We start from the raw sequence: 26,591 nt of genomic DNA on the forward strand, positions 1-26,591 counted from the left end.
ATGGACGTCAAGAGGCCGGTCGATAAACTGCGTGCGTGAACGAGTCCTCCACCAGCAGACCTGCCGCCCTCCAGGAACGCAGCCGCCGTTCGCAGCAGGACATCCTGCAGGCCGGGTACGCCCTGCTCGAGGAGGGCGGAGTGGACGCGCTCGCCGTGGCCGCCGTCGCCGAGCGAGCCGGCATGGCGGTCGGCAGCATCTACCGACGGTTCGGCGACAAGGAAGGCCTGCTGCTGGCCATCCAGCGCGCGTTCACCGAGAACCTCCAGGCCGAGATCACGGCGCGCATGTCCGCGGAGCGACTGCGCATCCTGCGCGATCCGGCCGTGGCGATCGCCGAGGCGGTGGGCGCGATCACGGACAGCTTCCAGGCGCACGAGGCCCTGCTGCGTGTCTTCCTGCTGCTCGGCACCCGGCACGAGGCGGTACGGGCCGAGGGCTCCCGCGTCAGCCTGGAGGGCAACCGCCACTTCACCGAGGCACTGCGCCACACACCCGTCGCGCATCCGGACCCCGAGGCCGCGCTGGACTTCGCGTACCGCCTGATCTACGCCGCGATCGCGCACCGCATCACCCAGGGAGAGTTCCTGGAGTCCGACCGCCCACTGCCCTGGAACGAACTGCGCAGCCACCTCCAGACCGCGGTCGCCTCCTACCTCCTCGACGCCCCGCGGGGCCGCTGAGCCCGGACTCACACTCCCGCAGAGGTGCGCGCACGACCCTTGACGGGCGATGCGGCTGGATGTGAGTTTTCCTTGCAGCCCCATGTGATGGCTCGTTCACATTCAGGTGTTCCTGCCTGCGTCCCATGGCAGGAGGAGACGGCCGGCCAACGCGGTTGTACGGGCGTTTGCTTCAGCCTCCACACAGGCGACGGAGCTCCCGTCGACAGGCCGTCCCGGCGGACTGCCTGTCGACGGGAGCTCCGCCCCCTCACCACTTCTCCACACGCGGGCTCGCGAAGCCCCTTGTCACCAGGGCGCGCACCCGGCCTTGGGTCAGGCCTTGAACGTCCACATCAGGTTGGTGCTGTCCTGCCACCTCCACTGTTTGACCACGGCCCCTTCGGCGACCATGCCGCCGCCGTCGAGGACCAGTCCCGTGGTGCGGTTGGCGATGGAGTAGCGGCCCTGGCCGCGGTGGGTGATCTGCCACTGCTGGTTGGTGCCACCGTTCCAGGGGGCCTGCCGGGCCGGGTCGCCGTTGGTGGTGGCGCCCCAGCCGTCGGCGGCCAGGCCGTTGGTGCGGTTGACGAGCCGGTAGTAGCCGTTGCCGAGATCGATGGCCTGCCACTGGACGTTGGCGCTGCCCACGATCTCCCACTGCTTCAGGTTGGAGCCGCTGGAGAAGCTGCCCCCGCTGTCCAGCACCAGGCCGCTCGTGACGTTGCCCAGGCGGAAGTACGTGGCCGGATTGAACGTCACCTTCAGGGAGGCGATGGCGTCGTTGTTGCCGGTCGTCCGGAGGTCGGCGGCGTTCGAGGTGAACGTCCAGGCGGTGCCGGTGAAGCTGTCGCCGGAGTAGCCGATCACCTGGAAGCCGTCGGGCACCAGGATGGAGGAGGCCTGGGCGGGTCCCAGACCGGCGGCGGACAGCTGGGCGGAGGTGTAGCTGCCCAGTTGGAGAACGCCGCGGGTGCCTTGGTAGTCGACGTTCTGGAACACCGTCGGCGAGACCCTCGTGGGCATGCCCTGGACCTCGACGCACACCACGGGGAGAGTGGCGTTCGGCGCGGTGGTCGGCACGGTGACGTTGATCTGGTCGGTGACGGTGTAGGAGAGCGAGACCGAGGGGTTGTTCAGCAGATAGACGCGGCTGATCGTGTTGTCGAGCCTCGGGATCCGCAGCTGGCCGTTCGTGGGCCAGGTGAAGACATGGGCGAAGAGCTTGCCGTTCTTCTTGGTGAGCTTCCCCCACGAGGGTTCGGTGGCGAACGGGCTGCCGCTGGTGCCGTGGATGCTGTCGCTGTGCGCCGACATCCATGAGGCCAGGCCGTTCAGGACGGTCTGGGACCCCACGGTGACCGAGCCATCCCCCTTGGGACCGATGTTCAGCAGGAGGTTGCCGTCCCGGGAGACCACCGTGACGAGCTCCTGGACGATGTCCTTGAGGGATCTGTAGGAGTTCTCACTCGACGCGTTGTAGCCCCAGGCGCCGTTCATGGTGGCGCACCGCTCCCACGGTCGGCTCATCGGCTCGCCGGCTATCCCGAACTCCGCGACCGCGTAGTCGCCGAGACGGTGGTCCCGCTTGACCCGCTCGTTGACGATGAGGTTGGGCTTGCGGGCCATCAGCCAGTTGTAGAGATCGACGCCGTCCGCTTGCAGCCACCAGTTTTCGAGGGTGGGGCTGGAGGGCTCGCCGAACCAGTCGCCGTCGAACCACAGCAGTGCCGGGTCGTAGCGGTCCAGCAGTTCCTGGAGCTGCGCCTTCATGTCGGCGATGTAGGCGGTGCGGGCGGACTGCGACGACATGGTCGTAAGGCCGCTGTCGTGGCGGTCGGTCTGGGATGGGTGGTCCCAGTCGAGGATCGAGTAGTACAGGCAGAACTTGATCCCACGGCTCTCGCACTCGTTCTTGAGGTTCATGAGCGGGTCGCTCTGGACCCCGCCGAAGTCGTGCAGGTTGTACAGCTTGGTGCCGGTGGCGTCCTTGAAGCCCGCGACGTTGGAGTCCCACATCGCGTAGCCCTCGTGGTGCTTGGCCGTGATCACGAGGTACTTCATGCCCGCGTTCTTGGCCAGCTCGGCGATCTGGGCGGCGTTGAACTGGCTGGGGTTGAAGTTCTGGGTGACCTGGGTCTGGTAATTCGCCTTGCTCCACTGCGAGTTGGTGAACGCCCACTCGCCCTGGCCGAGTTGCGAGTACGACCCGTAGTGGATGAACATCCCGAACCGGGCCTGGTACCACCAGTCCATCTTCGACGCGACGGTGTACGCCTCGGCGGTGGAGGGCCACAAGGCCTGCGGCAGCCCGAAGGCCGCCACTCCCCCGGCAAGGGCGGCGGCCTTCATCAGAGAGCGTCTGCTGAGGGGGGCTGAGGACATGGGTGCGGCTCCATGAGTCAAGGGGGGGGAGGCAGGGAGTTACGAGCGGAATGCCGGCCCTAGCACTCCGCTCCGCGTGGTGCCACGAGGAGACATCGGATGGATTTATATGAGTCCGGTGGTGGCCGTGTCTAGAGGTGGGACAGAAATACCCGGCAGAAGGGGCGCTTTGAGGGATTCTCGAATGTGGCGGAAGCCATTGAGGGTCCGTCACGCCGGGACATCCACCCTATACATCGGATCTCTTTGGGGCGGTGCTGACCAGGCAAAGGCGAGGGGCCCGCGCCGCGGTGGCACGGGCCCCTCGCCGGGAGGCCGTCACAGGGCGATGAGCTGCCAGTCCTGGTTCGACCCGTCGGTGGTGGGCCACTGGATGACCTTGACACCGTCCGTGGTGGAGGCGTCCTTGACGTCGGCGCACCATCCGTTGCGGACATTGACGAGCCGGTAGTAGCCGCTGGTCTGGGAGGGCACCAGCTTCCACCACTGGTTGTCGCCGCCGTCGTCGGTCGACTGGGCGAGGGCCGCGCCCTGGGTGGAACCGTCCGGGCTCTCCAGGGGTTTGCCGCTGCGGACGTTGATCAGCCGGTAGGAGCCGTCGGCGTTCGGCAGCAGCTTCCACTGCTGGTTGGTGCCACTGGTCGAGGGCCACTGGATGATGGCGGCACCGTCGGCGCTGGAGGCGTCGCTGACGTCCATGACCTTGCCGCTCTTGCGGTTCACCAGCCGGTAGGTGCCCAGATCCGCGGTGAAGGGCCGGTCGTAGACCTCCAGGCTGCGGATGGACGCCCACACCGAGGCGGGCAGCCCGGTGACCGTCACCCGTATGTAGCGTGCCTGCGCGCGGAAGGCGGAGACCTGCACCTGGCTGGTGCTGGTGGTGGCGGTGCGGTCGGTGAGGGTGGTCCAGGTGCTGTTGTCGGTGGAGCCCTCGATCCGGTAGCGGTAGTTCGTCGCGTCCAACTCCCAGGCGATACGGGCCCCGGTGACGGACTTCGTGCTCCCCAGATCCACCTTCAGCCAGTGCCCGGTGTTGCCGTTGTTCGCGCACCAGCGCGTCGCGGTGGATCCGTCCACGGCCTTCGCCGCGGTGTTTCCCTTGGAGGTCTCCTCGCTGCTGGTGGTGGCCGTCCGGCCGGCGGCCACGTCGGCGGGCTGCACCGAGCGGTCCAGTGTCACGCCGACGACACTGTCCTCGGGAATGCGGGTGCGGCTGATGCCGGTGATCGTCACCTTCCCGTCCGCGTCCACGGTGTACGACAGGTCGGCACCCGACGCGACGTCGAAGACCCGGGTCACCTTCGCATCGCCGATCGAGGGCGTGGTGAAGCCGGTGCCGCTGTAGCCGGGCAGCAGGTGGACGTAGAAAGTGCTGCCCTTGTACGTGTAGCCGTACTTGCCGTCGACAGGCTGCCAGGGCCCACCGCGGGTGCCGTAGACGGCCTCTCCGCAGGTGGTCATGAAGGAACCGATCCGGCGCACCAGGTCGGCCTGGGCGGTGGGGACCACGCCGGTGCGGTCCGGTCCGACGTTGACCAGGCAGGTGAGGTTGCGGACCCAGGCGTTGACCAGAATGTTCATGGCCGTGCCGAAGCCCATCACGCTCGCGCCGGCCTTGTAGCCCCAGGCGCCGCCGATGGTGAAGCACTTCTCCGCGACGCCTCCGGCGCGGATCGAACCGGAGGGCACGGAGGGGCCCTCCTCGCTGGTGTAGTCGCCGATCCAGCCCGAACGCAGGGTGGTGACGATGTCCGGCTGGTGCTTGCGGACCAGCCCGGTCAGACCCAGCGGCTTGCCGGTGGCGGGATCGGTCTCGCTGTACGCGGAATCCACCGGCCACTCGTTCGCCGGGTCACGGAACTTGCCGGGCTCCCAGAAGAACGCGCCGTCCGCGTCGGAGCCCTGCTGGCCGAGCCAGCCGCCGTCCCACCACAGGTCGTCGATCTTGCCGTACTGCGTGACCAGCTCCCTGACCTGCTGGTACAGCTCGTTCTTCATGATCCGCGCGTTCTCCTTGTGCGCGGCATCCGTGGTGTAACCCCACTTGTTGGGCAGGCAGTTGGTGCCGGTGACGTCGTAGTAGCCCGGGTAGCGCCAGCTCAAGGGCGAGACGTACAGGCCCACCTTCAGTCCGGCGTTGCGAACGGCGGTGACGTACTGGCTGATGAAGTCCTTCTGGAGCGGGGCCTGTCCGGCATGCCAGGCGTTCGGGTGGATGGACGGCCACAGGGCGAAGCCCTCGTGGTGGCGGGCCGTGAGCACCGTGTACTTCGCGCCCATGTCCTTGGCCAACTGGGCCCAGTCGGCCGGGTTGTAGTCGCTGGCGGTGAACTGCTCACCGGTGGCGTCGGTGACGTACTTCCGGTAGTTCTCCGGGGTGACGGCGGCGTTCTCCATGTACCACTCGCCCTTGGCCGGGCCGGAGTAAACACCCCAGTGGATGAACATGCCGAGCTTGGCGTCCTGCAACCACTGGACCTTGTCGTCGGGTTGCTGCTCGACACCCAGGTCGAGCTTGGGGATCCGCAGCGGCGGAAGGGGGAGCGGCTGGGGAGCGGCGGCGTAGGCAGGGATCGCCAGTGTGGGAGTGATGGCCGCGGCGGCCGTCATGGCCGCCATGCCGACAAGCATCCTCCGGCGAGTGATCGGCTGTGACAAAGTCTTCTCCTGACTGTCCGCAAGACAGCACACGGGTGCTGCGGCTCAGCGTGGGGTCGAACAGATCGGATGGGTCACTCAGAAACGGCGAGGCGCGGAGGAGCCACACGGGACAGCGCTTCGCCTTGGTGACATCGGATGTATTAATCAGCAATGGGTCCCGCTGTGTCTAGAGGGCGGGCGAAGTCTCGTCAAAGTCACAGGACTTCGGAGCAGCGAGGCCGAGGGGCGATTCCAGAGACATCGGATGTGTCATCGAGTCCAAAGCGTTGACGAACCCTCCTTACGCACCTACCGTCCTCAAACGGAGTCGCACACAATCAAACACATCACAAGCCTCATCGAGGTGGATCCACATGCTCCGACGCGCCCTCCCCCATGTGTTGGCCGCCCTCCTGTTCGTGACCGCGTTCCTGGCCATCGGCTCCCCCGCCCAGGCGGCCACGGTCACCGTCACCAACGCCACCCAGTTCACCGACACCACCGGTGCCGTCGTCCACGCCCACGGCGGCGGGGTGATCAAAGTCGGCTCGTACTACTACTGGTTCGGCGAGAACCGCAACGCCGACAACACCTTCAAAGCCGTTTCCGCCTACCGCTCGACCGACCTGAAGACCTGGGAGTTCAGACGCAACGTCCTGACCCCGGCGGGCGACCCGGAGCTGGCGGTCGCCAACATCGAGCGACCGAAGGTCCTTTACAACTCCGCCACCGGCAAGTTCGTGATGTGGATGCACAAGGAGAACGGCGCCGACTACACCCAGGCCCGCGCGGCCGTCGCCGTCTCCGACACGGTCGACGGCGACTACACCTGGAAGGGCAGCTTCCGACCCCCGAGCGGCACCACGTCCCGCGACATGACCCTGTTCAAGGACGACGACGGCACCGCCTACCAGATCACCTCCGCCGCCGGCAACGCCGACCTGCAGATCTGGAAACTCAGCGCCGACTACACGGCCTACGAGAGTCTGACCGCTAACCCCTGGGCCGGTACCTTCCGTGAGGCTCCGGCGCTGTTCAAGCGCAACGGTGTCTACTTCATGCTCACTTCCGGCAACAGCGGCTGGAAGCCCAACCAGCAGAAGTACGCCACCGCCACCAGCATCGCCGGCCCGTGGACGGCCATGACCGAGATCGGCGACGAGACCGGCTACCGTTCCCAGACCACGTTCGTGCTGCCCGTCCAGGGGACCGCGGGAACCTCGTACCTCTACCTGGGCGACCGCTGGGGCAACTCCATGGGCGGCACGGTCAACGACTCACAGTACGTCTGGCTTCCGCTGACCTTCCCGACCCGGACCACCATGAACCTGCCGTGGTACCCGCAGATCGCCATCGACACCGAGGCCGGCACGGTCACCGGCGTGGGCGGCGGCCCGTACTACAACCTGGTGGCCCGCCACAGCGGCAAGTGCCTCGACATCTCCGACAACTCCGCCGCCGACGGTGCGGTCGCCCTCCAGTACACCTGCGGCGGCGGCCTCAACCAGCAGTGGCGGCTCAAGGACGCGGGCAGCGGGTACGTCCAGATCCTCGCCCAGCACAGCGGCAAGTGCCTGGACGTCGCGAACAACTCGACCGCCGACGGCGCCTTCGTCAACCAGTACCGCTGCACCAGCGGCACCAACCAGCAGTGGCAGTTCCAGGACCAGGGGGACGGCTCCTACCGGATCGTCGCCCGGCACAGCGGCAAGTGCCTTGATGTGGCGGACGCTGCCACCACCAACGGCGCACGCCTCATCCAGTGGCCCTGCGGAACCGGCGCCAACCAGAAGTTCCAGCGACGCGCGGCGTGACGGGATCGGGCAGGAAATGCCGGGCGGCGGCCAGGAGCAGAACCGCCAGGACGGCCGGTGCCGCGTAGGCGAGACGGAACTGGCCGGTGGAGCCGAGGAGTCCGCTGACCGCGCCGCCGGTGATGACTCCGACGTAGTTGAAGAGGTTCAGGCGCGCCAGGACCGCCTCCGAGGCAGCGGGACGCAGCCGCGCGGCCGAGGCCAGACACAGCGGAGCCAGGACCGACGCGCCCAGGCCCACCGCCCCGGCCGCGAGCACGGCGAACGGCCAGCTCGGTGCGGCGGCCATCGCTGCCAGGGCGCCCGCGACCATCAGGGCCGCGGTGCGGACGACGACGGCCGCGCCGAACCGTCGCACGAGGCGGTCGGTGGCGGCGCGGCCGGCGACCGTGCCGGCCTGGTAGGCCGCATAGGCCAGCGGCGCGACCGTGAGGGACGCGGCGAGAGTCTGGCGCAGGTAGACCGACGACCAGGCCGAGACGGTGGAGTCGACGACGTACACGACGAGGAGGACAAGGCCGAAGGGGATGAGCCGGATCCACAGGCGGCGCCCCGGCGGCGGCTGCGCGACGGTGTCCGACGGTCCCGCGGAGGAGGTGGGGAGGGCGTGCTCCCGGATGCAGACGGCGAGGAGCGACACGATGCCGGCCTGCACGCTCAGGCCGACGCCCACCGGCCACTCCAGCCGGGCGGCTCCGGCAGTGAGCAGGGCCGCGACCACGCCGCCCACGCTCCATGCCGTATAGAAGGAGCCGAAGATGCTGCGGCCGTAGGCGCGTTCGATCGCCGCCGCCCGGGCGTTGGCCCCGACATCGAGGGCCCCGACGGCGAGCCCGAAGAGGATGTACGCGCAGATGACGGTTGCCTCGTCGGGGGCCCACCCGATCAGTACCAGTGCCACCGCGGCCGTCAGGACGGCCCCGCGCATCGTGGCGACGGGACCGGCGCGACGGATCGCGGCCAGACCCAGGAAGCTGCCGCCCCCTGCCATCAGCGCCACCGCGACCAACAGGGCGGTCGTCAGCAGCGGAGCCAGTTTCAGGTGCTCGGTGACGGCGGGGACCGTCGTGTACACGGCTGCGACGGACACCCCTTGCGCGGCGAACGCGAGCGTCGCGCCCCTTCGGGCACCGGACTTGGAGACCGGATGACCGGCCCTCGCCCGTACGGGAGCATTTGAGGTCATGATGCTGTCGCGCCTTCACTTCCTGTGTGCGCTGGTGTGAACAGTCGAGGACCAGGGAGTCGAATGCCGTATGGGTGCTGCGGGTGGCCGAAACGCTAGCCGGACGCGGACGACAGGCTCAGGACGCCAGGGGCCGTACAGGGGACTTCAGGGGCCACAACGTGCGACCGGTGATGCCCGCTGCCTACGGTGGTCACCGAGGAGAAGGTGAGTGCGATGTCCTTTGCCCCCCACCCGGCGGACCCGCCCGGGACCAGTCGCAGCACGTCGGCGACGATCCAGCCGAACATCCTGCGTTATCTCGTCGTGGTCGCCGACGAGCGCGGTGTCGATCTGCGGCCCCTGCTGAAGCAGATGGGACTCGACGAGACCGTCATGCGCTCCGCCGCGCTGCGGGTGTCGTACCGGCAGGGCAGCGCGGTGATCCGCCGTGCGCTGGAGCTCACCGGGGACGAGCGCCTGGGGCTGAAGGTCGGCGCGGCGCAGCACCTGACCGCGTGGGGCCTGCTCGGCTTCGCCCTGATGGCTGACGACACGCTCCAGCACGCCATCGAGACCGGCGTGAAGTACCAGAACCTCTCCGGCGCGATGGTGGTGTGGTCGGCCGGTCTGGGTCCGGACGACGACGCCTTCGTGCTGCGCGCCGATCTTCCCGATCCCGCCATGGACCCGGCCGTGGCGTCCTTCCTGAGCGAGGAGGCTTTCGCCTCCGTGCTCACCCTGGGCCGGCTGGCCGTCGACCCGGCCTTCGCGCCCCGGGCCGTGGAGTTCTCCTTTCCGCCACCCCGCCGACGCGACCTGTACGACGCCCTGTTCCGCTGTCCGGTCCGCTTCGGCGCCCCCACGAACCGCATGCTCATCGACGCCACATGGGCCCGTACCCCCATGCCCGGCCGCGATCCGGTGGGCTACGCGTCGACGCTGGAGATGCTCGACGCGCAGATGGCTTCCCGCCGTGACCAGCAGGACCTGCTGGAGGTGCTGGAGGTCTCCGTGGCGCAGAGCCTTCCGGTGGTGCCGTCGTTCGGTGAGCAGGCACGGCGGCACGCGACGAGCGAGCGGACGCTGCGCCGTCGGCTGGCCGACTGCGGCACGACGTACGAGGCACTCGTCGAGGGGGTGCGCCGGGAACGCGCCGAACAGTTGTTGCTGCGTCCGGAACTGACGCTGCGCGACATCGCCCGCCGGGCGGGGTTCTCCGACGAACGGGCGCTGCGCCGCGCGGTGCGCCGCTGGCACGGTGCCTCCCCGGTTCAACTGCGGGAGCGGATGCGTACCGCTCGCCTGTGAGGCCGAGGTCAGCGGGTGCGGATCCAGATCGTCTTCTCCCGGGTCCACTGGGCGAAGGCGTCGGTGGACTTCTCCGCGCCGCCGAATCCCGACTGTTTCCAGCCGCCGAACGGTGTGGTGATGTCGCCCTCGCTGTAGGCGTTGACGGAGACCACGCCGGCCTCGATGCCGCGGGCCAGTCGCAGCGCGGTGTCCAGGTCGCGGGTCCACACCGAGGCGGCGAGACCGTATTCGGTGGCGTTGGCCCTGCGGACCGCCTCGTCCTCGGAGGTGAAGGTCTCGACGGTGACGACGGGACCGAACAGCTCCTTGGTGAGGACCTCGCTGCCGTCGGGGGCTCCGGTGATCACGGTGGGCGGGTAGTAGGCGCCGTGTGCGGGCAGCCCGTGCGGCAGTCCCCCGGTGTGGATCCGGGCTCCGCCGGCCCGGGCGGCCTCCACGGCTCCCGCGACCCGGTCGAAGGCGGCTCGGTTGATGAGCGGCCCCATCCGCGTGCGCGGGTCGGCCGGATCGCCGATGACGAGGTCTCGGGCAGCGGCCGTGAACCGCTCCAGGACCTCCTCGGCGATACTGCGGTGCACCAGCACCCGGGAGCCGGCGGTGCAGTTCTGCCCCATGGTCAGGAACGCGGCCTCGATCATGTTGTCGATGAGCTCGTCGCCGTAGGAGAGCGCGTCGGCCATCAGCACCTGGGGGCTCTTGCCTCCCATCTCCAGCGAGACGCGCTTGAAGTTGCTGTCGGCGGCGTCCTTGAGGATGCGGCGGCCGGTCGCTGTGGACCCGGTGAAGGAGAGCGCCCCCACGAGGGGGCTGCGGGCGAGGGCGGCCCCGGCTTCCCCGCCGTAGCCCGGCAGGACCGTGAGGACCCCGTCGGGCAGGCCCGCCTCGGCCGCGAGGGCGGCCAGGTGCAGGGCCGAGCGCGGGGTCGCCTCGGCGGGCTTGACCAGCAGACAGTTGCCCGCGGCCAGGGCCGGTCCGACCTTCCAGGCGGTCATGGCCAGCGGGTAGTTCCACGGCAGGATCGCCGCGACGACCCCGACCGGTTCGCGGCTCATCAGACCGAGACCGTCGGGCCCGCCCGGCGCGACCCGTCCGAAGACCTTGTCGGCCGCCTCGGCGAACCAGCGGATCGACTCGATCGCGCCCGGTACATCGCCCGTACGGCACTCCGTGATCGGCTTGCCCGCGTCCTCGCTGTCCAGCCGGGCGAGGATCTCCGCGTCGCGCTCCATGAGATCGGCGAGCCGCAGCAGCACCGCGCCGCGCTCCCGCACCGGCAGCCGCGACCACACCCCGGCCTCGTGGACCTGCCGGGCCCGCTCGGCCGCCTTGGCCACGTCGTCGGCGCTCGCGGCGGGCAGGCTGGTGATCGGCTCACCGGTGGCGGGGTTGACGACGTAAAGCGTCTCGTTCGTGGTCATGCTTCCTCCACCAGTTCCCAGCGTCCTTCGGTCCGGCGGGCCAGTCCGCGTCGGCGCAGGTCCTCCAGATAGCGGGCCATGCCGCGGTCACCGCGCTTGCGGAACAGCGGGAAGACGCGGGGCAGCAGGTTCGGCACGAGCATCGCGAACCGCACCAGACGGGACTCGCCGGCCCGGGGGTAGGCCTCAAGGCGCGGCTTGTCCAGCAGGCTCACCACGGCCGCGACGACGTCGGCGGGCTGCTGCGGGGGATCCTGGAACTGCATGGAGTTCCCGCCGTCCACGGCCTCCTGGCGCAGCATCCGGGTGTCGGTCGCCGATGGCAGCACCGAACCGGCCAGGATTCCCTTGCTCCTCAGGTCGAGCCCGATGGCGAGCATCGCGCCGCGCAGCCCGAACTTGGAAGCGGTGTAGATCGGGGTCTCACCCAGCGGGAAGACCCCTCCGAGGGAAACCGTGGTGACCACCCGGGCGTCCCGGGAAGCCATGAGCAGAGGAAGGGCGATCCGGGTCGTGATCAGCGGTGAGGTCAGGTTGAGGGTGATCTCCCGCTCGATGCTCTCGACACTGCGGACGTCGAAGCGTTCGGCGCTCGTCATGCCCACGTTGTTGACGAGTACGTCGAGCCCACCGTGGTCCTCGGCGACCACCTCGAACAACCGCTCCACCTGGGCGCGGTCCATCAGGTCACAGCCGATGCCCGTATGCCCGGCGCCCGGCAGGTCCGCGGCCACCCTCATGGCGCGGACCGCGTCGATGTCGACGACGACGCAGCGGGCGCCGCCGGAGGCGAAACGACGGCACAGCGCGCTGCCGATGCCGCCCGCGCCACCGGTCACCACGATGACCTTGTCGGTGAAGTTGAAAGCGCTCATGCCGTCGCCGCCGCGGGGCGAAGGGAGCGCACGGGCGGCGGCTGGCCCTCGGTGCGCCAGCCCATCTCGCGCGCGACCTTGCCCAGGTACTTCACGAAGGCCCCGCTGTCGACGTAGCCGGTGTGGCGCGGCGAGTCGACGAACTTCAGCCGGCCGGACAGATCCGGGCGGTCGGCGCGGATCCTCTGGGTGAACCGCTCCGCGTTCGACCGCCGGTGCCGCGCGTCGTGGAGGTACCCGGCGATCAGCTGCGCCTGCACGTCGAAGAGCTGGTAGGCACCGGAGTTGGTCTCGACGAAGCCGATGCCGAACAAGCCCTCGTGCTCGCGCGAGAACGACGACAGGTACAGGTCGGGGTGCTGCTCGTCGCCGAAGTACTGCTGCGCGACCGGCACTTTGTGGACGTAGCCCGTGGCGAGCAGGACGAGGTCGAAGTCCTCGCTCGTGCCGTCGGTGAAGTGCACGGTCCGGCCCTCGGTGCGGGCCATCCCGGGCTTGGCGGTGATGTCGCCGTGCTGGAGGTGGTGGATCAGCATCGAGTTGACGGCAGGGTGGGTCTCGAACAGCTTGTGGTCCGGCTTCGGCAGCCCCAGCCGCGTCGGGTCCCCGTTGATGATCCGCAGGAGGGCACCGAAGACCCGCTGCGCCAGCCACATCGGCAGATGCGGCCCGCTGTTGGCGATGGTGTCCACCGGCCGGCCGAAGAGGTGCTTGGGGATGAACCAGTATCCGCGCCGCATGCTGATCACCGCGTGGTCCGCGGCCCGGGCCGCGTCGCACGCGATGTCGCATCCGGAGTTGCCCGCGCCCACGACCAGGACCCGCTTGCCCCGCAGTTCCTCCGCGCCGCGATAGCCGACGGTGTGCCGGACCTCTCCGCTGAACTCCCCCGGCAGTTCGGGGATGTTGGGGTGCCACTGCGATCCCGTGCAGACGACGACCTGCCCGTGCACGCTTTCCCTGCCGTCGGCCCGGGTGACCGTCCAGGTGCCGTCCGTGTTCTTCCGGACGTTTTCGACCTCGGCGCCGAACTCGATGCGGTCCGTCAGCCCGTAGGCCTCGGCGAAGGACGTCAGGTACGACAGGATCTGCCGGTGGGGCGGATAGTCCGCGAAGTGGTCGGGCATCGGGAAGCCGCCGAAGCCCGACAGGGTCCTGCTGGAAATGAAGTGGGCCGACTCGTACATCGGGCCGCCGGGATTGTCGATGTCCCAGATACCGCCGGGCCCGGTGTGCCGCTCCAGATGCGTGTACGGGAGATTCCGCTCCGCCAGGGCCCTGGCGACCGCCAGCCCGGCAGGGCCCGCCCCGATCACGCACGTGTCAAACTGGCTTTCCTTCACGGGCCTGCCTCCTCGTTCGTCCCGCTTCACGGGCCTTGGAGGAAACGTATTCACCCGCCGTTCAGCGGGAACTGACCTGCGCGGCCACGGACCGGACCTCAGCGGCCGCGCGACCACGGCATCGGTTGCGCCCGGCCCGGCTGCTCGGCAGGCTCATCCAGCGGTTCCGTCCAGATCATCCTGCCGGCGGAGGCCGGACGACTGCCCCCGGCGCTCGGCGCCCTGGGCGACGAGCAGCGGTCCCGTCCGCCTTCGTCGAAGACGCGGGCCCGCCGCAGGTGCCGGGCGGTGCCGGTGCCGTCGGGAAGCCGCCGCGACTTCGCAAATGAGCGCGTCCGCGCGGATGAGCCAGGGCTCGATGGGCGCGTTGCCGTAACGGATGGCCCGACTCGCTGACGATCAGCTCGGTGGCAAGCTCGAGCCCGGACAGCCTCCAGGCAGCTGGCTGTTCGCCCGCCATCCGGCGCGCACCCGCGACGGCCGCGGGATCCATGGGCAGCCGCCAGGTACATACCTGGTCGGCGCCGAGCTTGGAGGTGCGGGCCAGGAGCAGGACGATGTCGTCGGCAGGGGTGTGAGGCCGTACCTTGCGGAGCAGTCGACGGCCGGGCGGCGCAGTGCCTCACAGCAGGGGCGGTCCAACGTCGACATCGCGGCCGGGCGCCTGGATCAGTCCGTCGGTGCAGAGGGCGAGCAGGCTGTCCTCGCCCATGTCATCCGGGCGGCCTCGAAGGGCAGACCGCCCAGGCCGAGTGGTGGCCCGGCGGATAGGTCCGGGACCCGCACCGTGCCGTCGGAGGTCACCAGGTCGGGTCGCGGGTGCGCTGCCCGCGCCAGGTCACATCGGCCGGCGACGGGGGCGTAGACGGCGTAGAGGCAGGTGGCCCCGGCCTCCTTCGAGGCCCCTCGCGCATCCGGGCCTTCCTCCCGGTCGAGGCGGACCATCAGGTCGTCCAGCCGGGTGAGCAGTTCGCCGGGCGCGAATCGGCGTCGGCGAGGGTCCGTACCGCAGAGCACGGACGCCCCGTCGTGGCCGAGGCGTGCAGCAGCGGATCGCCCGCACGGTGTCAGCGCCGCGGCAGGAGGTGAGCTGGGAGCGCAGACGTCGGGGCCGCCCGCCGGGACCACGGATTCCGGGCACTCCGGGAGCACCGAACACTGCGCGGTACGACGGCACACGACCGGTGTGGCGGGCGGTATCGCTTGCGGCTCATGTCCCTGGACAGCCGATTCCAGCAGATCGACGGTGGCGCAGTCGGCGAATCCCGTCACCGCCGGCTCGGCCAGTTCCTCGGCTGTCCGGGTCACATGGCCTGCCCGGGTGCCTGCCGCCGGTGTTCGTCGGGGCCGCGCAGGTACACGATGGCCAGCCTGTCCAAGCAGGTGCGCTCCAGCGTCATGCCCGCCGCCTCGACGACGGCCGGGCCTGCGTAGCGCCGGGAAGGCCTCGCGGTCAGCCCGCCGTGACGGGAGTCGCGGTGGGGTCCAGCCGGCCGTCGGCAAGCGCCAGCAAGGCGGAGACGAGGGCTCGCAGGCAGATCTGCTCGGCCTCTTCGTCGGGCAACGACAGGTGCTGCATCACGAGGCCGTCGAATCCGGCGAGGAAGTAACGGGCAATGGTCTCCGCAGGCTGGGCGAGCGCCTGTCCCGTTCGCTCGGCCGCCTCGGCCACGATCCTCGCCGCCACTTCGATCACGTCGCGGTAGTGACCTTGCCGTGCCTCGGCCAGAGAGGGTGTGCGCAACGCGAACATCATCAGTTCCGTCAGCAACTGGTGACTCGCCGGCTGCTCGCGCACGGTCTGCCACAGGGCGGCTGCCAGAGTGCCGATGGTCTCCTCGAATCCCCCCTCCTCAGGCGTGGCCTGCTCGACCTGCGAGATCAGCTCTGCGGTGAGCTTCTCCATGACAGCGCGGTACAGACCCTCCTTCGTGCCGAAGGTGTAGTGCACGGTGGCCTGTGCCACGCCGAGCTCGGCCGCGATGGCCCGGGTACTTCCGGCCGCGACACCCTCCCTGGTCATGAGGTCAATGGCCGCTTTGATCAGCTGGGGGCGGCGCTCAGCCGCAGAAACGTGAGCCATGAAGCGACTATAGCGACTTAGTCCACCGATTAAGTTGGACGACCAAATGGTCGTCCGGTTGCGCGGGCTGTACCGCGGCGACTTGGTCTGGTGGCTGCGCCGATCCCCCGGCCTGGTGATCGGCGGGAAGGCCGCCATGCCTTCCTGACCGACGTGGTCGAAACCGGCGGCCAGGAGCGTCATCTCTGCCGCCACGGCAAACCGCGTCCGAGCTCGCCCCGACCACGAATCCCGTGACGGCCAGCCCGTCGGGTCAGGGCGAAGGCCAGGGATCAGCCGCCTGTCGCAGCGACCCCGATGTTGGTGAGAGTGCTGGTCGAAGCCAGGGCGGTCATCCAGCCTTCTCCACCAAGCAGCTGATCAGCGAGTTGGTCACCAAGGGCAGCCGCTATGGCGCCGCCCCAAGCAAACTGCGGCGACTGCCCAACGGCAGTCGGCCTGATCTGAGACGTGGCTCAGTGGGCATGGGCGATCAGTGAGCGGGTGATCGGTGCGCCGGTGGTGCGACTGTGCCAGATCGCGCAGGCCATCGCCAGGATCCGCTGGGCCACCGGACACCGACGCCCTCGATGGTGCGACCGCCGTGCTGTTCGAGATCGAGCTGGCCCTTGAGGGTGTCGTTGTCCGACTCGATCAGCTGCCGCACCGTCGATCCAACTCACTCATCCGCTCCAGCAGCGAACTGGCGGGGCGGTTCAGGCGGGCATGGTCTTCGACGCCGCATCCGGAACAGGTGATGCAGGCGACTTCCGGAGCCGACCGAGGGACGGCTCCGGTGCAGGGCAACTACCCTTCGTCGCCGCGGTGGGCCGCGATGGCCCGGTCCAGGGTGAGGTGGTCGGCCCAGCTGCCGTGGAAGCCGAAGGGCACCCGGCTGGGGAGCCTGACCCGGGCCAGCGGGGTGCGGCGCAGGTCTGCGGCATCGTGGATGAGCAGTTCGCTGAGGTCGGTGGTGCGGTTCCACCACAGGGAGAGCAGGTAGCCATCGTCCTCGGTGTGGGCGTTCTCGCGGGCGACGAAGACCGGTTCGCCGGGGCTGGTCAGGCCGGCCGGCCCTTCGACGACGGTGGTGCGGTCGAGGAGATAGTCGTGGCGGGCCAGTCCGTCGGACATGATGTCGTCGGCCAGGCCGCGCGTGGTGACGAAGTAGCCGTAGCGGTTCGGCCGGCCGGTGTACGCGTCGTTGATCTTGGGGAACTCCCCGAAGATGCCGCTGATCATCTCCTCCGAGGCCCGTCCGGTCGCCAGGTCTACGCGCCAGCGGTAGGGCAAGGCCGGGGGGAACCACTCGTGGGAGCTCAGCGGCGTGGAGAGGCGGTCGACGGGGTTGCCGAGCCGCGGAATGCGGTGCCCGTCGATGATCAGCTCACCGTCCTGCTCGTAGGCGTTGAAGAAGTGGGTGTTGGCCCAGTGGCCGCCGAGTTCGTGCCAGGTGACCTCGTGGGTGTGGCGGTTCATCAGGACGATATGGACCCCGTGTTCGAGGGAGTTCTCGTCCCAGACCACGCCAGGCCTGCTCTGGGCCACCAGGTCGAGGCGGAACTGGGCGGGGGTGACGAAGAAGATGGCGTAGTTGTCGCTCACCGCGAAGTCGTGGATGAGGACCGGCACGCCGATGTCGAAGGAGTGCGAGTCTTTGATCTCGGCCGTCTTCACGTCGGCGCGGTACCAGGTGATGGTCGCTCCGGTGGCGGCGAAGAAGAGCATGTCCCCGCTGTCCGGGTCGGTCTTGTAGTGGCCGGTGCACAGGACGTCGATGCCGCCGTGGAAGTCGTATGTGCCGAGGGTGCGCAGGGTTTCGGGGTCCAGGGCGTGCGGCAGTCCGCCCTCGAAGTAGACGATCAGGTGGTCGTCGAGGATGCCGGCGTTGATGTTGGCCACGTTCTTGGCGGGCGGGGCGCCCTCGGGCAGCCGGCCCGGGGTGCCGCCGTTGACGAAGCCGCTGTAGATCGCTTCCCCGGCCTCGACCTCGACCTTCATCGAGTCGGTCTCGACCCAGCGGGTGCGGTAGGCGGCGCGGCCCTCACGGAGGTAGATGCCGCACACCATGCCGTCGCCCTCCCACCAGTGGTAGTGGTCGGTGTTGCGGGGCTGGAAGCGGGGGTTGGAGGAGACGCGGAACAGTGCGCCTGCGAGGTCGGACGGTATTTCTCCGTCCACCTCCAGGTCGTACGCCTCGTTCTCCTCCGTCCAGGGCGCGAACGGGCCGTTGAGGAACTTGTTGTCGGTGGGCCAGTCGACTCCCGCGGAGACGGAAGCGGGGGCGGAGGTCTGTCCGGTCTGACGGGGGACGACGGTCATCGGGTTCAGGGGCATCGTTGCTCCAGAGTGCGGGGCGGAACGGGTCGGGTACAGGTGTCGGAACGGACCCCGTCAGAATGGGTAATGGGGGAGTTCGCCGCGTACGGTGACCCACTGCTGTTCGGTGAAGGCTTCGAGGTTGGCGGCGGTGCCGCCGTGGCGGGAACCGGTGCCGGAGTCGCCTACCCCGCCGAACGGGATGAGCGCCTCGTCGTTGACGGTCTGGTCGTTGATATGGACGAGGCCGCTGGGGACGCGCTCCGCCAAGGCGAGACCCTTCATGACGTCCCGGGTGAGGATGCCGAGAGACAGCCCGTACTCGGTCCCGGCGGCCAGGCGGGCCGCCTCGTCCAGGTCCTGGAAGGGGACGACGGGCGCCACGGGCCCGAAGATCTCCTGCGCGTAGGCGGGCGCGGTCAGCGGTACGTCGGTGAGCACGGTCGGCCGGTAGAACAAATCCTGGTAGGTACCGCCCGCGGCCAGCCGGGCACCGGCCTTGACCGTCTCGGTGACGATGCGGTGGATGTTGTCGCGCTGGCCGGCGTCGATGATCGGTCCGAGGGCGACATTCTCGCCGAGCGGGTCGCCCACCGGAAGGGCGTCGGCGTGCTGGGCGAGCAGGGCGGTGTAGTCGTCGGCGACCGGAGCGTGGACGAGGTGGCGGCTGCTGGCCATACAGATCTGGCCGGCGTGGACGAAGGATCCCCAGGCACCCACCGAGGCGGCCTTCTCCAGGTCGACGTCGTCCATGACGACGAGCGCCGAGTTCCCGCCCAGTTCCAGGTGGACCCGCTTCAGGTGCCGGGCCGCGGCGACACCGATGGCGCGTCCGGCCCGGGTGGAGCCGGTGAACGCAATGACGGGGACCTGCGGATGCTCGACGACAACGGCTCCGACGTCCGCACCACCGGGCAGGACGTGCAGCAGGCCGGGCGGCAGGCCCGCCTCCTCGAAGACGCGGGCGAAGACGACGCCGCCGCTGATCGCGGTGCGGGGGCCCGGCTTGAGGACGACCGCGTTGCCCAGGGCGAGCGCCGGGGCGACCGCCCGCATGGCCAGGGTGATCGGCACGTTGAACGGGGCGATGACGCCGACCACCCCGACTGGCTTACGGCGGGCGAACGACAGCCGCTCCTGCCCGGAGCGCAGCAGCTCACCGTAGGGCGCCCCGGCGAGGGCGGCGGCCTCGTGGCACTCCTCCGCACCACCGCTGCTGACCTGGAGGGCGGCGAACGGCCGGATCGCACCGGACTCCCGTACCAGCCAGGTCTCGATCTCCTGCTGGTGCTCCTCGAAGAGGCGCGCGGCGCGGCGCAGTACGGCGGCACGGTCGGAGTACGGCTGGGCGGCCCACTCCCGCTGGGCTCGTACCGCCGTTCCACCGCCTTGTCCACGTCGGCCGGTGTGGCGGAACCGACGCGGCCCAGCGTCTTGCCGGTGGCGGGCTCGACGGCGTCGTACACCACGCCCGCGCCGTTGATCCACTCTCCCGAGCCGGAGAAGATGCGGCCTTCCCAGGTACTGCTGTCCAAAAGCGTCATGTTGTCCCGATCCAGAAGTGCGTCGTGGCGCGAAGGTTACGATTCATGTCGCGAAGGTGGTGAGGTGGGGTGATTCTGGCCTCGATCCCGGTTTCATCCCGCGGACGCCCCGGTGAGAGCCCTGTCCGGGTCCGGGTCCTTGTCCTGGCCTCGGTCGCGCGAGGCTCGCTCCAGGCCGAGCAGAGAGTCGGTCGCCAGCACACCCGGGCCGGCGGCGAAGATGACCAGGCACACCGCCAGGAAGAGGAAGTCGACCTCGGCTCCGCCGGCGCCCTGCGGGCCCAGAACGCCCGTGTGCCAGACGCCCAACTTGATCCAGAACCCCGTCAGCAGCATCTCCGCGCTGACGATGAGGGCGATCACGCGGGTCAGCAGCCCGGCGATCAGCAAGGCACTGGGGCAGCGCCGTCCGCTGGTCCGTGTGCGCCGAGGCGAAGGACCATTCGGTGTGGGTGCCGGTGGAGTACGCGGCCCAGCCGGCCGCGCGCCGGGTGTCGAGCACGAGACGGTACGAGGCCTTCGCCGCAGGGACGTCGAAGGTGCCGAGTCCGCCGAGTGTGGTGGCGCCGACCAGCTGCCCGTCCTTGTACAGCGTGCCCTTCGCGGTGTCCTGGATGTTGTCCACGGACGCGTAGTGTCCCGGGTTCGAGTCGCTCAACTCAGGGATCGCGAAGGTGAGTTTGTCGCCGGTGCGCTGGGACAGGCCGTACTGCTCACGGGTCGCCGGGCGGACGACCTGGCGCAGCCACTCCTCGGAGGGCAGCTTGCCCGCCTTGTCGAAGGTCCGCAGGGCGTTCCACTGAGGCCTGTTCGCGTTCGTGTCGGGATAGACGGCGTGCCAGATCCGGCTGTCGGAGACGTTGTAGTACTCGGTGCGCTCCGTGCCGAGTTGCACGTTGTTGGTGGTTGCGAGGTCGGTTTTCTGCCAGGGACGGAACCGGTACACGGCGTCCTTGCCGATCTGGCCGGCCCGGCCCGCGTAGTAGCGCACCGTCTGCTTCACCGTGTTGGAGCTGTTCAGGTCGTACGTCTGGTCGGCCGAGACAGCATCTGCCTGCGGGAACATCACGCTGTACACGTACGGGCTGACCGCGGTGCCCTTCAGCTTCAGACTGACCTTCTTCCCGCTCTTGAGCAGGGCCCCGAGCTTCGCGCCGTCCTCGCCGGTGGCGGTCATCAGGGGGATGGTGGCGCTGTTCACCCAGGAGATCCAGTACCCGGGGGTGTCGTGGTAGGCGAGGACGTAACCTGCCCCGGCGGCGGTGGCGTTGGTCAGTGCCTCGTCCGCCGTCGCGCCGGCGCCCACCCGGACGACTGCCACCTTGGCCTTGACGTCGAGCCCGTCGAAGTCGGCCGCGGTGCCGCTGCCCGCGTCCACCGCCCGGACCGTGCGCTCACCGTTGATCTTCACCGGGAAGCCGCTGGAGGTCTGTGCGTAGTCGAGGGGCAGTGCGTACTTCTCGGGGCTGGTGACGCTCGCCGTCAGCTCCTTGGCGTACAGACGGAACTTCGAGGAGAACTCGAACATGCCCTCGGTGATTTTCTTGGTGGGCGCCACGTAGACGTGGTCGGTCCACCAGCCCTGACTGTAGGTCAGGCCCCAGGCGGTGCCCGGACCCTCCCGGTGCCAGTTGGTGCTGAAGCCCTGGAACTCGGAGTTCTCCCTGGTCTTCGGCTTGATCTCGACCGCCTTGCGGGCGTCGAGGACAACCTCGGTGTTCTTGTCGACCTTGATCTCCGGATCGCCGACGACCGAGGTGTTGGCCTCCAGCCCGGCCGCGTCCCGCTGCGAGATCCAGGACGCCATGCTGTACGTACCGGCCGGCACCTTGAACGTGTAGCCGCTGCCGAGGAAGCCGTACGTCTCCGGGTACGCGCCGTTCAGCTCCTGCAGCATGAAGATGGACGCCGAGGTGGACGGCTTGCCGTCGCGGCCCACCAGGGACACCTTCAGGTCGTAGGTCTTCGCCAGCTTCTCGAAGCCGACGGCGGTGGTGACCTGCACGCCGTCGGCGCTCGCGGTGACATGGCCCGTGTACCGGCCCGTCGCCTCCGCGGCCGGATCGACGGTGACCCCGACCGTGGCGGTGCCCTTCGCCGGGACGGTCACGGTGTCCGCGTTCAGCGCGGCATCGGGGAGCGACGAGGCCACCTTCAACTCCACCGCTTTGTCCGTGGTGTTGGTGTAGGTGATGTCCTTGCGGTCCGCCTCGCTGTCACTCTCCTCGTACTTGCCGAAACTCAGAACCGGCGTCGAGAAGACACCCTGGTTGACTGCCCGTACGGCATCGACCCGGCCGTCGCCCTGCTCGAACACGGAGTTGACGGTGTTCGTCCTCGCGGTGGTCGCCAGCGCCTGCTTGATCTGCTTGCCCGTCCAGTCGGGGTGGGCCTGTGCGACCAGCGCCGCGGCGCCCGCTACGTGCGGGGTCGCCATCGACGTACCGCTGGACGTCGTGTAGTACTCATCGACCGGGGTGCCCATGGTGGTGCCGGCCGCGCGGGCGGCGGTGATGGCCGCGCCCGGTGCGGTGATCTCCGGCTTGATGGCCGAGTCGCCGAGGCGCGGGCCGCGGCTGGAGAACGAGGCCAGCTTGTCGGACTTGTCGACGGCGCCCACCGTCAGTGCCGAGTCGGCGATGCCCGGGGTGCCCACGGTCTGCTCGGACGGGCCGGAGTTTCCCGCCGCGATCACGAAGAGGGTGCCGGTGGACGCGGAGAGTTCGTCGACCGTCTCACTCAGCACGTCCGAGGGGCCCGTGGCCGTGCCGCCCAACGACATCGACACGATCTTCGCGCCGGAGCGGGCCGCCCACTCCATGCCCGCGATGATCCAGGAGTCCTGGCCGTGACCGGTGTTGTCCAGCACCTTGCCGACCAGCAGTTCCGCGCCCGGTGCCACACCCTTGCGCTTGCCCTGCGAGGCAGCGCCCGAGCCGACGATCGTGGACGCCACGTGGGTGCCGTGACCGTGGCCGTCCTGCACCGCCTCGTCCGGCACGAAGCTCTTCGTCTCCCCGATCTTCCCGGCGAGATCCGGGTGACCGGCGTCCACGCCCGTGTCCAGGACGGCGACCTTGACGCCCTTGCCGTCGTAGCCCGACTTCCACACCTCGGGAGCGCCGATCTGCGGCACACTCACGTCGAGCGACGCCTCGACCTTGCCGTCGAGCCAGATCTTGTCGATGCCCTCGCCGAGCCGCTTCGCGGCCTTCGCCGTGGGGTCGGTGCCGAGTGCGGGGGCGATGTCGGCCCAGAAGGCGGGCGACTTCTTCGCGCTCAGTGCGGCGCCGTCGATCGTGGGCAGGGCGAGCGTCCGGCGCGCGCCGTCAGGGGTCGCGCTGCCCTTCGTGTACGTCGCGATCACCGGCGTGGTGCCGGTCTTCGCGTCGGCGTACCCCTGCCGCACGAGCTGGGTGACGTTGAACAAGGCCGGGTCGAGACGGCCCGCGTTAACCAGCGGGATGGCGTCCGCCGGCAGGACACTCACCTCGCCGTCCTTCTCGCTCGACACGAAGGTGGCGGCCTCACGGCCCTTGCCGCGCTGCACGTCGACGGCGGACTTTGCGTCCGGGCGGACGGTGAGCGACACGGTGTCGCCGGTGATGAGGGTGACGGTCTGCGTCTTGGTGATTGCGGTCGCGGCGCTGCTCCGCACCACCGGAGCGTCGGGTGCGGTGACGTGCGCTCCGGAACCGGCTGTGGCGGGCGTGACCGTGCCCGTGAGTAGTCCTGCCGCTCCTGCCACTGCCCACAGGGCGTGGAGTCTTCGCATGGGTGGCGTCCTCCCCTGAACGCTGACAACGCTTCCGGCCTGGTGAGCGGAAGCCAGTGATCAGAGTGAGCGCTGAGCGGAAACAGGCTCAAGGGAATCATGTGGCCGAGGAGTGCCAATGCCCTCTTCGGCCACGGGAATTGGCGGTCGTCGTACGCCCTGTCGTCGGACGTCCGTGTGCGCGGGGAGGGCAGGCCGGGAAGGGCCCGCACGGTCGGCCGCGGGGATTCGGCTGACACGGAGCAAGGGGGTTTGACCTGCCTGAGCTGCTCCCGCTCGCGCAGCAGCCCCGGCAGTGTCCTCTGGCGCCGAGTGGTATACCCGGCTGGAGAAGGGCCACATCAGCGACGTCTCTCCAAGGACGTACCACCGACAGGCGTCGGCCAAGGCGATTGAGTCGGGGTCGCCACGGCGGTCCAGGGCAAGCGAGCCTTCTTGAACTCTCGGCTCCCTCCCAGCCAAGGACACCGTGCCGCGCTTCCACGCCTGCCAGAAGGACAGCACCTGGGCATCAACACCTGCGTCAGAGGCTTGCCTCGACACAGAGAGCAGAATGCGTGGGTTCGACTACCTTCCGACCCCAAAACCGACCGCCACGAGCTTGAGGTTGTGGTGAACTCGCAAAAATTTGACGGGAGTTGTGAAGGAGGACAAGAATCCGAGTCACTCGCTGCGTCTGAAGTGAGCCAAGTGACGCGAGTGGCTTGCCCCCAGGCTTCTTGGTCTCTGCATATGTAGGCCGCTCGCGCCCATCCACCTCCCACACTCCTGATTCCACAGAGGCAGATCTTGACGCTCTCCCCCCGCTCCAGAACCTCGGCTGCCCTCGCCGCAACCGCTTTCCTCGCCTGCGCCACACCCCTGCTCGGGGCCGCTTCCGCGAACGCGGCGACAGCAGGCGGCTGCCAGTCCGTCACCGTGCAGTACCGCATCGTCGACGCAGACGGACGCCCGGTCGGCGCCGACTGGACCTCGCAGGGCGGATTCCACCAGTGGGACGCCGCCCCCGGCACGGTTGAGGTGCGCCTGGCCCCGGGACAGACGGTCGGCGACGGCTGCAAGTACCCGGTGTCGCTGGCCGAATACACCACCGAAGGCTCCAACTGGTACACCTCCGGCCACCAGACCCTCGTCGATCACGCCACCGTGTACCTCACCGCCGCCGACGTCGCGGACACAGACAGCGGCAAGCACACCTGGCAGAAGCTGACGGTGAAAACGCCCGACTGCTACGGGCAGATCGACCTGTACGGCGACGACATCATCTACGACGGCAAGACGGAAGACGGCCACGGCCCCGCCCCATACCAGCCCGACAACGTCGTCACCCCGTACCACCTCATCGCCGCGTGGAACGGCGGGGACAAGTCCTGCACCCCCGATCAGCCCGACTCCCCCGCCCCGACGCCCTCGGAATCGACGCCGGACACCCCGAGCACGCCTCCCACCAGCCAGCCTCCCGCCCAGGAGACAACGCCCCCCGCCACCCCCACGACGCCGTCCACCGAAACCACTCCGCCCACCACCCCGGACATCCCTCCGCTGGAGTCGACCCCGCCTACTACCCCGACGCCCTCGCCCAGCGACAGCACCCCGCCACTGGCCGAGACCGGCTCCAGCGCACCGGTCGGCCTGATAGCCGGCGGCGCCGCCGTAGTGATCGCCGTCGGCGCCGGCGCGATCTACACGACCCGCCGCACGCGCCGCTCATGACCACAGCCGCGGGGCAAGGCGTCACACCGTAGGACGTCCGACAGCTCCGCCGAACCCACCCCTCCATCCGACGCGTAGGAGGCTGGGCGGCGGAGCTGCCACAACAGAGTGAACCGCGCCGGGATCGGTGGAGGTACGGGAGTGCCCCGAGTTGGGTGGAGTCGAGTCGCTTGGTTTCACGCTACCGGTGGCGTGCGGAGTTCGTACTCCACCGGACTGAGCATGCCCAGCGCGGAGTGCCTGCGCTGTCGGTTGTGGAAGATCTCGAGGTATTCGAAGAGGGCGGTGGACAGCTCCATCCGTGTCCGCCACCGCCGACGGTTGAGCAATTCGACCTGGACCCGGGCCCAGAAGAACTCCATCATCGCGTTGTCCACGCAGTCCCCTATGGAGCCCATTGAGGGCAGCAGGCCGGAGGCGCGGGCGCGTTCGGTGAATGCCCAGGACCCGAACTGCACGCCGTGATCGGAGTGGATGATGGTGCTGCCCGGGCTCGGGGAGCGGTTGCCGATGGCCATGGCCAGGGCGTTGGTGGTCAGCGCCGCGGTGGGCGAGGCGTCGATCGACCAGCCCACCACGCGTCGCGAGAACGTGTCCAGGACGACCGCGCAGTACACCTTGCCCTCGAAGGTGGGGTGTTCGGTGATGTCGGTGACGCACAATTGGTCCCGGGCGTGGCGGGTGAAGTTCCGCTCCACCAGGTCGGCGACGGACGGGGTGACGTGCTTGGCGCGGGGGCACCGGTTGCCGGGCAGGCCGTGCAGGCCGGCGCGCTGCATCAGCAGCTCCACGGTGCCGTGGCTGACATGGATGCTCAGGCCCAGACCGAGCTCGGCGCGCACCCGTCGGGAGCCGTAGGTGCCGCGGGAGGCGGTGTGGATGCCCACGATGGCCTCGGTCAGCCAGGCGTGCTTGACCCGGCGGTTCGACGGCGGACGGTCCCGCCCGGCGTAGTACCCGGACTCGGCGACGTGCAGCACCCGGCAGGCCAGCTGCACCGGCAGATGCTCACCGGCCATCACGCGGATGGCTTCGAACCGCCTTTTGGGGACGTCACCTCACCCAGCAGCACGGCGGTGGATGGCCAACTCGACCTCCAACTCGGCGATGCGCTTGCGAGCCGCAGCGAGCTCGGACAGGTCGCTGCTGTTCGTACCGGGCAACTGCCCCGTATCGATGAGGCGTTGGCGGCGCCAGACATAGATCGTCTGGTCACTGTGCCGAGGAGCCGGGCGACCTCGACGACCTTCTTTCCGGATGCGACGAGATCGAGGATGTGCGGCGGACCTCGGGCGGATAGCTGCGGGCAGGACGGCTTCCGAAGGCTGCTGGATCGACAATTGTCCAGCAACCCGACTCCATCAGAACCGGGGCATACCACACCGTCGCCGAGGCAGGGCTCACCGCTTGCACCCTGTGGCTGCCCATCGCGGCTGAACACGTCGAGGAGGCCATGGAGTGGGTCGCAGCCGAGATGGCACCGCGACTCACGCTGGGCCATGACGGCCACTTCACCCCAAGGCCTCAGTATTCGGACCGCTCGTCCAGGCCGGTGGCAGCGG

General features: G+C 69.1%; 14 protein-coding genes and 3 pseudogenes. 4 read left to right on the plus strand and 13 right to left on the minus strand.

The annotated features are described in order from the left end of the window. Positions 1 to 35 precede the first annotated feature (35 nt). The gene (locus QF037_RS00715; RefSeq protein WP_307020771.1) at positions 36 to 683 is read left to right on the plus strand and encodes a TetR/AcrR family transcriptional regulator; all 648 of its coding nucleotides are present in this window, start codon (positions 36 to 38) and stop codon (positions 681 to 683) included. Between the two features lie 315 nt (positions 684 to 998). On the opposite strand, the gene QF037_RS00720 is transcribed toward QF037_RS00715, so the two are convergent. Beyond that, positions 999 to 3,047, minus strand: a complete 2,049-nt coding sequence (locus QF037_RS00720; RefSeq protein ID WP_307020773.1) for an alpha-L-fucosidase — start codon at positions 3,045 to 3,047, stop codon at positions 999 to 1,001. A 318-nt stretch (positions 3,048 to 3,365) separates the two neighbouring features. After that, the gene (locus QF037_RS00725; protein WP_307020775.1) at positions 3,366 to 5,666 is read right to left on the minus strand and encodes an alpha-L-fucosidase; all 2,301 of its coding nucleotides are present in this window, start codon (positions 5,664 to 5,666) and stop codon (positions 3,366 to 3,368) included. 395 nt (positions 5,667 to 6,061) lie between these two features. On the opposite strand from QF037_RS00725, the gene QF037_RS00730 reads away from it, so the two are divergent. Continuing rightward, entirely contained in the window at positions 6,062 to 7,501 is a 1,440-nt protein-coding gene (locus QF037_RS00730) for an RICIN domain-containing protein (protein WP_307020777.1), read from the plus strand. Here the strand turns inward: QF037_RS00730 and QF037_RS00735 are convergent. Next, complete coding sequence (locus QF037_RS00735; RefSeq protein WP_307020779.1) at positions 7,443 to 8,687, minus strand: MFS transporter; 1,245 nt, start codon at positions 8,685 to 8,687, stop codon at positions 7,443 to 7,445. The genes QF037_RS00730 and QF037_RS00735 overlap by 59 nt on opposite strands. A 216-nt stretch (positions 8,688 to 8,903) precedes the next feature. On the opposite strand from QF037_RS00735, the gene QF037_RS00740 reads away from it, so the two are divergent. Beyond that, the gene (locus tag QF037_RS00740; RefSeq protein WP_307020782.1) at positions 8,904 to 9,977 is read left to right on the plus strand and encodes an AraC family transcriptional regulator; all 1,074 of its coding nucleotides are present in this window, start codon (positions 8,904 to 8,906) and stop codon (positions 9,975 to 9,977) included. A gap of 8 nt (positions 9,978 to 9,985) precedes the next feature. On the opposite strand, the gene QF037_RS00745 is transcribed toward QF037_RS00740, so the two are convergent. From QF037_RS00745 to QF037_RS00785, 9 genes and pseudogenes are all read right to left on the minus strand, one after another. Then, a complete protein-coding gene (locus QF037_RS00745) occupies positions 9,986 to 11,398 on the minus strand; it encodes an aldehyde dehydrogenase family protein (RefSeq protein WP_307020784.1) in 1,413 nt (470 codons plus the stop codon). After that, positions 11,395 to 12,273 (minus strand): SDR family NAD(P)-dependent oxidoreductase, encoded by an 879-nt coding sequence (locus tag QF037_RS00750; RefSeq protein WP_307020786.1) that lies wholly within the window; start codon positions 12,271 to 12,273, stop codon positions 11,395 to 11,397. The genes QF037_RS00745 and QF037_RS00750 overlap by 4 nt, the downstream gene beginning before the upstream one ends. Next, the gene (locus QF037_RS00755) at positions 12,270 to 13,616 is read right to left on the minus strand and encodes a flavin-containing monooxygenase (RefSeq protein ID WP_307020788.1); all 1,347 of its coding nucleotides are present in this window, start codon (positions 13,614 to 13,616) and stop codon (positions 12,270 to 12,272) included. The genes QF037_RS00750 and QF037_RS00755 overlap by 4 nt, the downstream gene beginning before the upstream one ends. A gap of 669 nt (positions 13,617 to 14,285) precedes the next feature. Next, positions 14,286 to 14,924, minus strand: a complete 639-nt coding sequence (locus QF037_RS00760; protein WP_307020790.1) for a SpoIIE family protein phosphatase — start codon at positions 14,922 to 14,924, stop codon at positions 14,286 to 14,288. 145 nt (positions 14,925 to 15,069) lie between these two features. Then, positions 15,070 to 15,699 carry a TetR/AcrR family transcriptional regulator gene (locus tag QF037_RS00765; RefSeq protein WP_307036916.1) on the minus strand — a complete coding sequence of 210 codons (630 nt, stop codon included), beginning with the start codon at positions 15,697 to 15,699 and terminating at the stop codon, positions 15,070 to 15,072. A 455-nt stretch (positions 15,700 to 16,154) separates the two neighbouring features. Further along, positions 16,155 to 16,345, minus strand: a pseudogene (locus QF037_RS00770) (IS982 family transposase); the annotation flags it as partial. A 140-nt stretch (positions 16,346 to 16,485) separates the two neighbouring features. Continuing rightward, positions 16,486 to 18,015: a carotenoid oxygenase family protein gene (locus tag QF037_RS00775; RefSeq protein WP_307020792.1), complete on the minus strand. Its 1,530-nt coding sequence runs from the start codon at positions 18,013 to 18,015 to the stop codon at positions 16,486 to 16,488. 57 nt (positions 18,016 to 18,072) lie between these two features. Next, positions 18,073 to 19,541 (minus strand): annotated as a pseudogene (locus tag QF037_RS00780) (benzaldehyde dehydrogenase). 43 nt (positions 19,542 to 19,584) lie between these two features. After that, positions 19,585 to 23,316 (minus strand): S8 family serine peptidase, encoded by a 3,732-nt coding sequence (locus QF037_RS00785; RefSeq protein ID WP_307020794.1) that lies wholly within the window; start codon positions 23,314 to 23,316, stop codon positions 19,585 to 19,587. A 789-nt stretch (positions 23,317 to 24,105) separates the two neighbouring features. On the opposite strand from QF037_RS00785, the gene QF037_RS00790 reads away from it, so the two are divergent. Next, positions 24,106 to 25,029 (plus strand): LAETG motif-containing sortase-dependent surface protein, encoded by a 924-nt coding sequence (locus QF037_RS00790; protein WP_307020796.1) that lies wholly within the window; start codon positions 24,106 to 24,108, stop codon positions 25,027 to 25,029. A gap of 176 nt (positions 25,030 to 25,205) precedes the next feature. On the opposite strand, the pseudogene QF037_RS00795 reads toward QF037_RS00790, so the two are convergent. Beyond that, a pseudogene (locus tag QF037_RS00795) lies at positions 25,206 to 26,391 on the minus strand (IS3 family transposase). Positions 26,392 to 26,591: the final 200 nt, after the last annotated feature.

It is taken from the genome of Streptomyces canus (genome assembly GCF_030815415.1).
In the GTDB taxonomy this organism is placed as follows: Bacteria; Actinomycetota; Actinomycetes; order Streptomycetales; family Streptomycetaceae; genus Streptomyces; species Streptomyces canus_F.

Coding starts and splice junctions, on each gene's coding strand:
- QF037_RS00730 (WP_307020777.1), top strand. CDS start 6,062: ATGCTCCGACGCGCCCTCCCCCATGTGTTGGCCGCCCTCCTGTTCGTG.
- QF037_RS00725 (WP_307020775.1), bottom strand. CDS start 5,666: ATGGCGGCCATGACGGCCGCCGCGGCCATCACTCCCACACTGGCGATC.
- QF037_RS00765 (WP_307036916.1), bottom strand. CDS start 15,699: ATGGCTCACGTTTCTGCGGCTGAGCGCCGCCCCCAGCTGATCAAAGCG.
- QF037_RS00785 (WP_307020794.1), bottom strand. CDS start 23,316: ATGCGAAGACTCCACGCCCTGTGGGCAGTGGCAGGAGCGGCAGGACTA.
- QF037_RS00740 (WP_307020782.1), top strand. CDS start 8,904: ATGTCCTTTGCCCCCCACCCGGCGGACCCGCCCGGGACCAGTCGCAGC.
- QF037_RS00775 (WP_307020792.1), bottom strand. CDS start 18,015: ATGCCCCTGAACCCGATGACCGTCGTCCCCCGTCAGACCGGACAGACC.
- QF037_RS00720 (WP_307020773.1), bottom strand. CDS start 3,047: ATGTCCTCAGCCCCCCTCAGCAGACGCTCTCTGATGAAGGCCGCCGCC.
- QF037_RS00745 (WP_307020784.1), bottom strand. CDS start 11,398: ATGACCACGAACGAGACGCTTTACGTCGTCAACCCCGCCACCGGTGAG.
- QF037_RS00735 (WP_307020779.1), bottom strand. CDS start 8,687: ATGACCTCAAATGCTCCCGTACGGGCGAGGGCCGGTCATCCGGTCTCC.
- QF037_RS00750 (WP_307020786.1), bottom strand. CDS start 12,273: ATGAGCGCTTTCAACTTCACCGACAAGGTCATCGTGGTGACCGGTGGC.